This is a genomic window from Promicromonospora sp. AC04, from assembly GCF_003058225.1.
Classification (GTDB): domain Bacteria; phylum Actinomycetota; class Actinomycetes; order Actinomycetales; family Cellulomonadaceae; genus Promicromonospora.
In genome coordinates, this window is sequence record NZ_QBUG01000021.1 from 1 (window position 1) to 12,213 (window position 12,213).

Below are 12,213 nucleotides of genomic sequence, written 5' to 3' on the forward strand. Positions count from 1 at the left end.
GGTGAGGGCCAGTAGACATTTGAGTCACACGCGCCAGGCGGCAGACGCCAGCCTGACCAGCCAGTCCCAGACCAGCCACCCGAAACACTGACAGTAGACGATGTCTACTGTCGGCAACACACCCCGGGGAGTACCTGTCTCACCGGGCACCTTCTCCGACACCGAGCAGCCTTCTCCGACACAGGGCTTCCGGCTCCTGGTTCGGGCCCGGTCGACTCAGGCCCGGTTGATTCGGCCCAGGACCTTAGCCGCGTGCCTGGGCGCGGAGCTTGGCGCCCTTGGCGTGCGCCACCTCGGACAGCTCCGCCTGGAACGCCTCCATGCGCTCCCGCAGGGCCGCCGCCTCGGGGCCCGCGCCGGAGGCCAGGATCCGCGCCGCTAGCAGGCCCGCGTTCCGCGCCCCGCCGATCGACACCGTCGCGACGGGCACGCCGGCCGGCATCTGCACTATCGACAGCAGCGAGTCCATGCCGTCCAGGTACTTCAGCGGCACCGGCACCCCGATCACGGGCAGCGGCGTCACCGCCGCCAGCATCCCGGGCAGGTGCGCGGCGCCGCCCGCACCCGCGATGATCACGCGCAGCCCGCGGCCCGCGGCCTGCCGCCCGTAGTCGATCATCTCGGTGGGCATGCGGTGGGCGGACACGACGTCGACCTCGACCGGCACATCGAACTCGCCCAGCGCCTCGGCCGCCGCCTGCATGACGGGCCAGTCGGAGTCCGACCCCATCACTATGCCGACCTGTGGGTTGGTGCTCATGCCTTCGCCTCTTCCTCGGTGGTCTCGACCGGCTCTACCCACGGGGCGGGCTCGGCCCGCAGCCCCGCCGGTGCCTCGCCCCGCAGCAGGGCCGCCGCCGCGACGGCCCGACGCCGGACCTCGTCCAGGTCGTCGCCGCTCACGTTCACGTGCCCCAGCTTGCGGCCCGGCCGGATGCCCTTGCCGTATAGGTTGACGCGCGCCTCGGGGAACGCGGCGAGCACGTCCGGCAGCGCGTCGGTGAGCTCGCCCAGCTTGGAGCCCAGCACGTTCGCCATGACGGTCCAGGCAGCCGTCGGCTCGGTGGCGCCCAGCGGCAGGTCCAGGACGGCGCGCAGGTGCTGCTCGAACTGGCTGGTCACGGCACCGTCGATGGTCCAGTGCCCGCTGTTGTGGGGGCGCATCGCGAGCTCGTTGACCAGCACCGTCGGTGTCCCGTCCGGCCCGGCGACCTCGAACATCTCGACGGCCAGCACGCCGGTCACGTCCAGGCCCTCGGCCACGGTCGTCGCGATCTCGCGAGCCGTGGCGTCGAGCTCGGCGGACAGGCCGGGCGCCGGGGCGATCACCTCGGAGCAGACGCCGTCGCGCTGCACCGACTCCACGACGGGCCACGCTCGCACCTCGCCCGAGGGCCGCCTGGCCACCAGCGCCGCCAGCTCCCGCGTGAACGGCACCTTCTCCTCGACGAGCAGCTGCGGGCCGCCGTCGGCCACGGCCGCGAACCATTCGGCGACCTCGTCCGCGGACGAGACCACCCGCACGCCCTTGCCGTCGTAGCCGCCGCGGGAGGTCTTCACCACGGCCTCGCCGCCCACCTCCTGAAGGAAGGCCGCCAGGGCGGCCTGCCCCTCCTGCGGGGACGACGACGGCAGCGGCGCCCACCGCGGGCACGGCACGCCCAGCTCCGTGAGCCGCTGCCGCATCACTATCTTGTCCTGCGCCTGCACGAGCGCGTGCGGGCCGGGGCGCACCGGCGTCCCGTGCTCGATGAGGTCCGTGAGCAGGGCGTTCGGCACGTGCTCGTGCTCGAACGTGAGCACGGAGGCGGCGCGGTCGGCGTCGGGCGCGATGAGCGAGCGGATCGCTGCTTCATCCCAGGCCGCGCCCACCGGGGCGTCCGTCACGACCTGTGCCGCGGACGACGCCGGGTCCTCCACCAGGACGCGCAGCCGGATGCCCAGCTCGCCGGCAGCGGGAGCCATCATGCGGGCCAGCTGCCCGCCACCGACCACCGCCACGACGGGCGGTCCGGAGGACGGCGCCGCACCGGGCGACACGGCGCCGGACAGCTCACCCGAGGAGGAAGGCCGGTCGGCCGGGAGGGAATCGACTGTTGCACTCACGTCGGTGAAGCCTACCGGCGGCCGCGGCCCTTCTTCTGGCCGAAGCTGGAGATCTTGGACCCAACGGGCAGCACCTGGTGCGGGTCGAGCGTCTTGGGCACGCCCGAGAGGAACACGGAGAACACCGGCGGGGTGCGCTGGGTGAGCTGGAGGTTGCCGCCGTCGGCCGCGACGAGGTCGCGGGCCAGGGCGAGGCCCAGGCCCGTCCCGTCACCGGACGTGACGCCGCGCTCGAAGATCTTGCCCTGCATGTCCTCGGGTACGCCGTCGCCCTCGTCCGTGACCTCGACGGCCATGGCCCCCCGCTGCCCCTCGCGGATCCGGAGGGTGGTGGTGCCGTCGCCGTGCTTGAGCGAGTTCTCCAGCAGGGTGGACAGCACCTGGGCGAGCGCACCGGGGGTCGCCAGGACGCGGGCACCGCCCGAGTCCTCGACGTTCAGGTGCCGGCCCGCGCGCTCGAACGACTCGCGCCACTCCTCCTCCTGCTGGTGGAAGACGACCATGACGTCGACGGACTCCGTGGTGCCGCCCTGCGCGCGCCGCGAGCGGGTGAGCAGGTCGTCCACCACCCCGACCAGCCGCTCCACCTGCTCGAGCGAGATCCGGGCCTCCTCCTGCACCTCGGGCTCGGTGGAGGTGAGCGTGATCTCCTCCAGGCGCATCGTCAGCGCCGTGAGCGGCGTGCGGAGCTGGTGCGAGGCGTCCGACGTGAACTGTCTCTCCACCGCGAGCCGGGCCGCCAGCCGGTCGGAACTTCGCGCCAGCTCGGCCGCGACCAGGTCGATCTCCTCGACGCCGGACGGGTCCAGCCGTGGACGCACCTGTCCCGCGCCGAGCTGTTCGGCCGACGCCGCGAGGTACACGAAGGGTTGTGCCAGCCGGTTGGCCTGCCAGGCGGCCGTGACGGCGCCCGCGGCGAACCCGCCCACGCTGCCGAACACCACGAGCACCACTACGTTGATCGCCTTGATGTACGCCGGCCAGGCCGATACGGAGATCACCACACCCATGACGGGCTGCTCCGCGGACGTGAGCCCCCGGTCGATCGTCGCACCGGCCACGGGATCGCCCGAGACCAGCTGCTCGCCGTTCGGCTGGTTCACCGTCACGTACGCGACGATGTCGTTGCTCTGGGGCTGTACGGCGCGATCGACGACCGACTGGTCGACGAACCCGGCCTCGGCGGCGGAGCGGTTGCGCTCGTAGGAGTTTACGGCGGAAGCCAGGAGGTCCTGCGCCCGGGTCTCGACTCGCTGGACTTCCTGGCCGTAGATGTACCGGGCACTGAAGATCGCGAGCGGGATGCCCAGGAGCAGGACGGCGACCGCAACCGCGGCGATCGTCGCCTGCAGTACGCGGGCGCGCATCTGGCTAGCTCGCCCCGATCTCGAAGCGGAACCCGAGACCGCGAACGGTCGAGACGTAGCGCGGGGCGTTCGCGTCGTCGCCGAGCTTGCGGCGCAGCCACGACACGTGCATGTCCAGCGTCTTGGTGGAACCGACCGGGTCCGAGCCCCACACGTCGCGCATCAGCGTGTCCCGGACCACCACGGAGCCGGCGTTCTGCACGAGGACGCGCAGCAGGTCGAACTCCTTCGTGGTCAGGTGCAGCTCGCGGTCACCCTGGAAGGCGCGGTGCGCGGAGACGTCGACGCGGACGTCCTGCGCGTGCAGCTCCTCCTCCTCGCCGGTCTCGCCGTGCGAGCGGCGCAGCAGCGCCCGCACGCGGGCGAGCAGCTCGGCCAGGCGGAAGGGCTTGGTGACGTAGTCGTCGGCGCCGGCATCGAGGCCCACGACGAGGTCTACCTCGTCGGCACGGGCGGTCAGCACCAGGACAGGCACGGTGAGGCCATTGGCCCTGATCTCGCGCGCGACATCGAGCCCGTCCATATCGGGAAGGCCCAGGTCCAGAACTACGATGTCCGCACCGGTCGAGCTCTCGATCGCACCTTTGCCGGTTCCTTGCACGACGACGTCGTATCCCTCACGGGAGAGCGCTCGTGCCAACGGCTCGGCAATGGCCGGGTCGTCCTCGGCTAGGAGTACGTGAGTCATTTCGCCATCGTAGGGCATAACCGGCGCTCTGGCGCCACCCGGGGACCCACGTTATGGCTGCCCAACCGAATCCTTTCGGCAGAGTGGGCCATGGCGCAAGTGCTACCACGGTATGACGCGCCCACGCAACGGTTCCACCTAGTCTGACCTGCATGGGTTGGTACGAGCGGTGGGCGGGTTGGTCCGAGCGATACCGGTTCCTCGTCGACCTCTCCCTGACGGTGCTCGCGGGCCTCGTCGCGGTCCCCGGTGCGCTGTCCCTCTACGCGGACCGCTTCGACTCCACGTGGCTGATCGTCTCCTCGATCCTCGTGCTCGCGCCGCTCGCCTGGTGCCGCACCCGCCCCGTCGCGTCGTGCATCGCGATCTTCGTCGCGTGCATGCTGCAGCTGTGGGTGTTCGACCTGCCGGTCATCGCCGCCGACTTCGCGGCGGTCGTATCGGTCTACTGCGTCACCGTCTACGGTCCCCGATGGGCATACCGGATGGCCTGCGGTATGGCCGCGTTCGGCTCGGTGGCCCTCGGTCTCTCGCTCAGCATGTCGGTGGACAGCCTGTTGCTCATCATCCCGACGGCGGCCGTCCTCGCCTGCGCCTTCGCGTTCGGCCTGGTCCGCCGGTCGCGGCGCGCGATGCTCGTCGCGATGCGCGACCGCACCGAGCGCCTGGAGATCGAGCGCGACCAGCAGGCGCAGATCGCCACGGCCGCCGAGCGCGCCCGCATCGCCCGCGAGATGCACGACATCGTCGCCCACTCCCTGTCGGTGGTCATCGCGCAGGCCGACGGCGGCCGGTACGCCGCGGCCGCCGACCCGGCCGCCGCCGAGCGGGCCCTGGGCACTATCGCCGAGACGGGCCGCGCGGCCCTGGCCGACATGCGCCGCCTGCTCGGCGTGCTGCGGGAGGGCCCGGGCCGCGGCACGACGCCGCTGGGCCTGGTCGCGCCGGACGACACCTCGGCCAGGCCGCCGCTGTCGGCGCTCGGTGCGGGGCCTGGTGCCGGGGCTGGTGCGGGGCCGAGTGCGGGGCCCGGAGCACGGCCCGGTGCGGGCTCGGGAACGGGCCTGCCCGGTGCCGCGCGCGGCACCGGCGGGCCGGGAGCCACCCGCCCGGCGCCGGCGCCGTCGTCGGGCAGCGTGGCGCCCCTGCGGCCCCAGCCCGACGCCGCGGACATCAGCGACCTGGTCGACCAGGCCCGCGACGACGGCCTGCGGGTCTCCTGGGCCAGGGTGGGCGTCGAGCGGCGCCTGCCGCCCGGCGTCGGGCTCACGCTGTTCCGGATCTGCCAGGAGGCCCTCACCAACGTGCGCAAGCACGCCGGCCCCCGCCCCGCCGTCACCATCATGCTGCGCTGGGGCGAGGACGAGGTGGAGCTCCGCGTGGAGGACGACGGCCGCGGCCTGGCCGCCGACAGCTCCCCCGGCCCCGAGGACCCGGTGCCCGCGGCCGGATACGGTCTGCTGGGGATGCGCGAGCGCGCCGAGATGTTCGGCGGCACGCTCACCGCCGGGCCGCGCCGGGGCGGCGGGTTCTCGGTCCGGTTCGTCGTGCCGATCCCGCGGTCGTCCGACAGCCCGCCCAGGGACGAGCCCGACGCCGGGCAGCCGGACCCTGCACCCGAGCAGCCCGAGGACCGGACCGCCCAGGCCGTCCCGAACGACACCCGAGGAGCACGATGACCTACGCCCCCGACGCATCCGCCGCACCCGTGCGGGTCGCGCTCGTCGACGACCAGCCCCTGGTCCGGGCGGGCCTGCGCATGGTGATCAACTCCCAGCCCGACCTGCGGGTGGTGGTCGAGGCCGACGACGGCCGCGACGCGCTGCGCCTGCTCGCCACCACGGCGTCCGACGTCGTGCTCATGGACGTGCGCATGCCGGGGATGGACGGCCTGTCCACTACCCGCGCGCTCCTGGCCGACGGCGGCCGCGCCGCGGCGGGCGACCCCCGCGTCGTCATGCTGACGACGTTCGACCTGGACGAGTACGTGCTCGACGCGATCCGGGTCGGGGCCAGCGGCTTCCTGCTCAAGGACGCCCAGCCGGAGGAGCTGCTCACGGCGATCCGAACGGTGCACCAGGGCGACGCGGTGATCGCGCCGTCGTCCACGCGGCGGCTCATGGAGCGCCTGGTCACGGCGCTGCCGCCCGAGGAGGCGGAGGGCCCGCAGGAGGCGCTGCGCGCCCTGACGGGCCGCGAACGGGAGGTCCTGGTGCTCATGGCTCGAGGGCGGTCCAACACGGAGATCGCGTCCGACCTGTTCGTCGCCGAGGCGACGGTCAAGACGCACGTGGGGCGCATCCTGTCGAAGCTCGACGCCCGCGACCGCGTCCAGGCCGTGGTGACGGCCTACGAGACGGGCCTGGTCCGCCCGGGCTCCTGACCCGTCCCCCCGTTGAGTGCTGGATATTCGCCCTTCTCGGCTGGCCTACGGGGCGAACATCCAGCACTCAACGGCGGCTACTCCGCCGATAGAGCCGCTACCGGGCGGGTGCGGACCGCGGCGCGGGCCGGCACTACCGAGGCGACGAGGCCGGCGACCAGGGCGACGGCGATGACCGCCACGACGGCGGCCCACGGGACCACGAGCGGCACCCTGCCGAGGACGGACAGCGCGGTCGTGGCGCCCGCCCAGCCGTACACGAGGCCGAGCACGACGCCGAGCACCGCACCCACACCCGCGATGACCATGCCCTCGACGGCGAGCGTGGCCCGCAGCTGGCCCTTCGAGAGCCCGATGGCCCGGAGCACGGCGTTCTCCCGGGTGCGGTCCATGACGGACAGCGACAGGGTGTTGGCCACGCCGATCAGGGCGATGAGCACGGCCACGGCGAGCAGTCCGACCACGATCCCGAGGATCGCGTCGATGATCTGCTGGTAGGCGGACCGTTCGACGACTATCCCCGCGACTCCGACGGTCTCCCCGGTGGTGGAGACCGCAGCCTGCACCGCGGAGACGACCTCCGCGGCGTCGCGGCCGTCGTCGACCGCCGCCCACACCTCGCCGGCTTCCAGCCCCGGGGCGAAGGCCGCGAGGTCCTGCGGCGTCAGGTAGGCCCGGTCGGCCTGGGAGTCGCTGTGCACGACGTCCAGCGTCACCTCGCCGCCCGGCCCCGTGAGCCCGAGGGTGTGGAGACCCTCCAGGCCGTACAGCGTGGCCGCCCGCTCCGGGACCACGATGGTGCCGGGCCGCAGCCTTTCGGCGTCGGCGGGCGTGTTCGCGACGGACCGCAGGTCGGCCGGGTCGACGGCGGCGACCTGCACGGGCCTGCCGCCGTCCGCCCGCTCGGCGGACACGTTCGTCACCTGGACCACGGCGCGCAGCCCGTCGACGCCGTCCAGGGCGTCGATCACGGTGGCGGGCACGGCGGCGGCCGTACCGTTCCTGTCGTACGTCGTGCTGGTGAGCTGGAGGTCGACGGGGAAGCGCGCGTCCAGCTCGTCGTCCATGGCGACGCGCGCGCTGGCGGCGCCCGTCGTCATCATGGAGACCAGGGTGACGCCGATGAGCAGCGCGGTAGAGGTCGCGGCCGTCCGGCGGGGGTTGCGCAGCGCGTTCGCCGACGCGAGGCGTGCCGCCGGTCCACCGACCCCCGCGAGGCGGCCGACGGCGGCGGCGACCTGCGGCAGCCAGAAGACCGACCCGACGATGACGCCGACGAGCGACACGGAGCCGCCGAGGACCGCGGCGAACAGCCCGACGTCGATGGTGCCGGACATGCCGAGGACCACACCTCCGGCCATGACCGCGAGCCCGACGACGGTGGCGAGCCCGGCGAACACCGCGCGGGCGCGACCGGTCCCGCCCAGGCTCGGCGCGTCGTCAGGACGCAGGGCGGCGAGCGGGGCGACGCGCGACGCGGCCCGCGCCGGGGCGAGCGCGGCCGCCAGGGTCACCAGCAGGCCGACGCCGAGCGGCACGAGGAGCGCGGGTGCGCTCGGGGTGATCGTCCGCGGCAGCGGCACCCCGAGATCGAAGCTCGGCGCGACCAGGAGCCCGGCCTGCACGAGCAGGGAGCCGACGACGATGCCCGCCGCCGAGGCGACCACGCCGAGGATCGCCGCCTCGAGCACGACGCTGCGGTAGACCTGTCCGGTGTTCGCGCCCACGCAGCGCAGCAGCGCGAGGATGTGCGACCGCTGCGCGACCAGGACCTGGAAGGTGTTGGCGATGACGAGCCCCGCGACCACCAGGGAGACCGCGGCGAGGGCGAGGGCGAAGACGAGGTAGACGATGTTCTGGCCGTCCGAGATCGCCGAGACGACGTCCTCCGCGTACTCCTCGGGGGTGGTGACCCCCGTGGCGGACGGGACGGCCGCGGCGAGGGCGACCTCGGCCGCTTCGACGGCGGCCTGGTCGCCGGGCTTGTCCAGGGCCACGACCAGCGTCCTCATGCCGGGCGGCCCGGCGGCGCCCGCCTCGTCGGCGAGCCGCCGCTCCAGCGCGGCCGGGGTGACGACGGCCACGCCGCCGCCCGCGGCATAGGTGCCCAGCGGGTCGTCGACGAGGCCGGACACCGTCAGCTGCTCGACGACGTCCTGGCCGCCGTAGCACTCGGCCCCGTCCTTGTCCGCGGCGGGGTGGCTGCCGCGCAGGCAGCGGGTCGACGCGATGGTGTCGCCGACGGAGACCCCGAAGAGCTCCGCGACGTCCACGGGGAGCGCTATGCGATCGGGACCGTCCGCCCAGGCGCCGTCGGCCAGGACCAGCGGCGACAGCCGCGGGTCGGAGGGGGTCGCGACGAGCGACTGGTAGACCGTCCGGCCGCCGTGGTTGAGCTCCGCGTACGCGCCGTGGAACCCGTCGGCCGCCGCAACGCCGTCGACTGCCCGCACCGCGTCGACGTCTGCCGGGGTCATGGTGCCCCGTCGGTCGAAGACGACGAGGTCGGAGTCGGCGTACTGCGCGGCCACCTGGTCGTACGTGGTGCGGGTGATGATCGTGCCCGCCTGCAGCGTCGCGGCCACGAACGCGGTGCTGATCACTATGGCGACGCCTGCCGCGGCGAGCCGGCCGACGCTGCGCCGCATCTGGGCCAGGGCGAGGCGGACGGTGGGGTCGGTGGTCAGCACGCGGAAGCCTGCCGGGTCGTCGGGGCGTACACGATGGTGTCCACGAGATCTCCCTCGGGTCGGTGCGGCTGCCGCGTGCTGACCGGAAGTGCCGTTGCCGTCACTCCGTCGCGAGCGCCGCCACCGGGTGAGTGCGCACGGCTGCGCGCGCGGGCACGACCGAGGCGACCAGCCCCGCGACCAGCGCGACGCCGAGGACGATCGCGATGTCGGCCCACGGGACCACGAGGGGCACCTCTCCCATGGCGGACAGGGCGGTAGCGGCCCCGGCCCAGCCGTACAGCAGGCCGAGCACGACGCCGAGCACCGCACCCACACCCGCGATGAGCATCCCCTCGATGGCGAGGGTCGCCCGCAGCTGCCCCTTCGAGAGGCCGATGGCCCGTAGCATGGCGCTCTCGCGGGTCCGCTCGATGACGGACAGCGACAGGGTGTTGGCCACGCCGATCAGCGCGATGAGCACGGCGACGGCGAGCAGCCCGACGACGATCCCGAGGATCACGTCGATGACCTGCTGGAACGTGTTCCGCTCGACGATCGATCCGGTCACCTCCACGACCTCGTCGGTGGTGGACACCGCGTCCTGCACGGCCGCGACGGTGTCGGGCACGTCCTGGCCGTCACCGACGCCCGCCCAGACCAGGTTCGGCCGCAGGTCGGGGTAGATGGCCTCGAGGTCGGCCGGCACCATGAACGCCCATGCGTACTGCGCGTCGCTGCTCACGACGTCGAGGGTGGTGGTGCCGCCCGGCCCCTTGAGCTCGATCTCGTCGAGCCCCTTGAGGCCGTAGTCCGTGGCGACCTGGTCCGGGACCACGAGGGTGCCGGGCCTCAGCTCGTCGAACGCGTCGGGGGTGTTCACGACGGCGCGCAGCGCGTCGGGCGCCGCCGCGATCGCCGGGACCATCAGCCCTTCCTCGCCGGAGGTCGACGCGGTGACCGAGGTGACCTCGGTGACGCCGCGCAGCCCGGAGACGCCGTCGACGGCGCCGGTGACCACCGGCGGCATGGCGACCTGCTGACCGTCGTCGTCCCACGTAGTGGTCGCGACCTCGAGGTCGACGGGGTACTGCGCGTTCAGCTGGTTGTCCATTGCGACGCGGGCGCTGGCCGCTCCGGTCGTCATCATGCCGACGAGGGTGACTCCGATGAGCAGCGCGGTCGACGTCGCCGCCGTCCGCCGGGGGTTGCGCAGGGTGTTCGCCGCCGCGAGACGGGCGGACGGACCCGCCGAACCGACCAGCCTGCCGATGCCGGCGGTGACCTTGGGCAGCCAGAACACCGAGCCGACGATCACGCCGACCAGGGACACGGAGCCGCCGCCAACGGCGGCCAGCAGGCCGAGGTCGATGGTGCCCTGCAGCCCGAGCCAGACGCCCAGGCCGAGCACCGCGAAGCCACCCACCGTGGTGAGGGTCGCGAACACGGCACGCACGCGGCCGGCGCCCTTGCGCAGGGTCGGCGCGTCGCTCGGCCGGAGCGCGGCCAGCGGCGCAACCCGGGCCGCGGCGAGGGCGGGGGTGAGTGCGGCGGCGAGGGTCACGACGACGCCGACGGCGAGCGGCGCGACGAACACCGGCCAGCTGAGCGTGATGGCCTCCGGCAGCGGCACGCCGAGGTCGAAGGCCGGTGCGATCATGAGCGCGGCCTGGACCAGGACGGAACCAACGGTGATCCCGACGAGGGACGCGATGGTGCCGAGGATCGCCGCCTCGAGGAGCACGCTGCGGTAGAGCTGCCCCGTCGTCGCACCGACGCAACGCAGGAGCGCGAGGGTGCGGGCACGCTGGGCGACGAGCACCTGGAACGTGTTGGCGATGACGAGCCCGGCGACCACGAGGGCCACGGCGGCGAAGGTCATGACGAACACGAGGAAGACGATGTCCTGTCCGCCCGACATGCTGGCGACGACCTGTTCGGCGTGCTCCTCGGTCGTGGTGACGTCGGTGGCGGCGGGGACCGCGGCGGCGAGGGCAGAGCGCACGGCGTCGATCGCGGCGGCGTCGGCCGACCGGTCGAGCGCAACGACGATGGCGTCGGTGGTCGGCTCGGTGCCGGGCGACGCCTCGTCGGCGAGCCACTGCGCGAGCGTCTGCTGCGTGACGACTGCGGCCCCGCCCATCGCGCCGTACGCCGCGAACGGGTCGTCCACGAGACCGGACACCGTCAGCTTCTCGACGACCTCCTTGCCCCCGGACGACTCGCTGCCGTCCGCACCGACGACCGGCTCCTGGTCCATGACCCAGCGGGACGAGGCGACGACGTCGCCGAGACCGATGCCGAGGCGCTCGGCGACGTCCGCGGGGAGCGCGATCTCGGTATCCGTCGCGGGCCATGCGCCGTCGGTCAGCTCGAGCGGTGTGAGCCGCTCGTCCGACGCCGTGCCGACGATGCCCTGGAAGATCGAGGTGCCCGCGTGGTTGAGCTCCGTGTAGGACATCGCCTGCGTGTCGGCGGCGACGACGCCCTCGACGCCCCGCACCGCCTCGAGGTCGGCGTCGGTCAGCGACTGGTTGTCGTCGACGAGTACCAGGTCCGAGTCGGCGAAGCCGGCCGCCACCTGGTCGTACGTCGTGCGGGTGATGACGTTGCCCGCCAGCAGCGTCGCCGCGACGAACGCCGTGCCGATCGCGATCGCGACACCGGCTGACGCCAGACGGCCGGCGCTGCGGCGCATCTGCGCCAGGGTGAGGCGCACGGAGGGCGCGGAGCCGGCCATCAGGCGGCCGCCGCGGACGGACCGGTGGTGACGGCGGGTTCGAGGGTGCGCAGGGCGTCCAGGCCGGCCATCGCGGACTCGGGGGTGGGGTCGCTGATGTCGCCGGCGATACGGCCGTCGGCGATCAGGACCGCCCGGTCCGCGTACGCGGCAGCGGACGGGTCATGGGTGACCATGATGATGGTGCGGCCCAGCTCCCGCACCGAACGACGCAGGAACGACAGGACTTCCGCGCCGGAGCGGGAGTCGAGGTTGCCGGT

Annotated in this window: 8 protein-coding genes and 1 pseudogene; 2 read left to right on the top strand and 7 right to left on the bottom strand. The window is 73.4% G+C overall.

What is annotated here, in order from left to right:
• Positions 1 to 244 precede the first annotated feature (244 nt).
• The 4 genes from purE to C8K30_RS30055 all read right to left on the bottom strand — a co-directional run bounded on the left by purE (position 245) and on the right by C8K30_RS30055 (position 4,161).
• The gene (gene purE / locus C8K30_RS30040) at positions 245 to 760 is read right to left on the bottom strand and encodes a 5-(carboxyamino)imidazole ribonucleotide mutase (RefSeq protein ID WP_108496581.1); all 516 of its coding nucleotides are present in this window, start codon (positions 758 to 760) and stop codon (positions 245 to 247) included.
• Positions 757 to 1,968, bottom strand: coding sequence for a 5-(carboxyamino)imidazole ribonucleotide synthase (locus tag C8K30_RS30045; RefSeq protein WP_233257580.1), 1,212 nt, complete (start codon positions 1,966 to 1,968; stop codon positions 757 to 759). The genes purE and C8K30_RS30045 overlap by 4 nt, the downstream gene beginning before the upstream one ends.
• A 149-nt stretch (positions 1,969 to 2,117) precedes the next feature.
• Entirely contained in the window at positions 2,118 to 3,473 is a 1,356-nt protein-coding gene (locus tag C8K30_RS30050) for a HAMP domain-containing sensor histidine kinase (protein ID WP_108496582.1), read from the bottom strand.
• A gap of 4 nt (positions 3,474 to 3,477) precedes the next feature.
• Positions 3,478 to 4,161 carry a response regulator transcription factor gene (locus C8K30_RS30055; RefSeq protein ID WP_026366105.1) on the bottom strand — a complete coding sequence of 228 codons (684 nt, stop codon included), beginning with the start codon at positions 4,159 to 4,161 and terminating at the stop codon, positions 3,478 to 3,480.
• A 152-nt stretch (positions 4,162 to 4,313) separates the two neighbouring features.
• On the opposite strand from C8K30_RS30055, the gene C8K30_RS30060 reads away from it, so the two are divergent.
• Positions 4,314 to 5,840, top strand: a complete 1,527-nt coding sequence (locus C8K30_RS30060; RefSeq protein ID WP_108496583.1) for a sensor histidine kinase — start codon at positions 4,314 to 4,316, stop codon at positions 5,838 to 5,840.
• The gene (locus C8K30_RS30065; protein ID WP_108496584.1) at positions 5,837 to 6,544 is read left to right on the top strand and encodes a response regulator transcription factor; all 708 of its coding nucleotides are present in this window, start codon (positions 5,837 to 5,839) and stop codon (positions 6,542 to 6,544) included. The genes C8K30_RS30060 and C8K30_RS30065 overlap by 4 nt, the downstream gene beginning before the upstream one ends.
• Positions 6,545 to 6,621: 77 nt before the next feature.
• Here C8K30_RS30065 and C8K30_RS30070 read toward each other — a convergent pair whose 3' ends face one another.
• The 3 genes and pseudogenes from C8K30_RS30070 to C8K30_RS30080 form a co-directional block, all read right to left on the bottom strand.
• Complete coding sequence (locus C8K30_RS30070; protein WP_108496585.1) at positions 6,622 to 9,234, bottom strand: ABC transporter permease; 2,613 nt, start codon at positions 9,232 to 9,234, stop codon at positions 6,622 to 6,624.
• A 100-nt stretch (positions 9,235 to 9,334) separates the two neighbouring features.
• On the bottom strand, positions 9,335 to 11,911 hold the full coding sequence (locus C8K30_RS30075; protein WP_233257579.1) for an ABC transporter permease: 2,577 nt from the start codon (positions 11,909 to 11,911) through the stop codon (positions 9,335 to 9,337).
• A gap of 41 nt (positions 11,912 to 11,952) precedes the next feature.
• Positions 11,953 to 12,213, bottom strand: a pseudogene (locus tag C8K30_RS30080) (ABC transporter ATP-binding protein); the annotation flags it as partial.

Coding starts and splice junctions, on each gene's coding strand:
- purE (WP_108496581.1), bottom strand. CDS start 760: ATGAGCACCAACCCACAGGTCGGCATAGTGATGGGGTCGGACTCCGAC.
- C8K30_RS30045 (WP_233257580.1), bottom strand. CDS start 1,968: ATGATGGCTCCCGCTGCCGGCGAGCTGGGCATCCGGCTGCGCGTCCTG.
- C8K30_RS30050 (WP_108496582.1), bottom strand. CDS start 3,473: ATGCGCGCCCGCGTACTGCAGGCGACGATCGCCGCGGTTGCGGTCGCC.
- C8K30_RS30055 (WP_026366105.1), bottom strand. CDS start 4,161: ATGACTCACGTACTCCTAGCCGAGGACGACCCGGCCATTGCCGAGCCG.
- C8K30_RS30060 (WP_108496583.1), top strand. CDS start 4,314: ATGGGTTGGTACGAGCGGTGGGCGGGTTGGTCCGAGCGATACCGGTTC.
- C8K30_RS30065 (WP_108496584.1), top strand. CDS start 5,837: ATGACCTACGCCCCCGACGCATCCGCCGCACCCGTGCGGGTCGCGCTC.
- C8K30_RS30075 (WP_233257579.1), bottom strand. CDS start 11,911: ATGCGCCGCAGCGCCGGCCGTCTGGCGTCAGCCGGTGTCGCGATCGCG.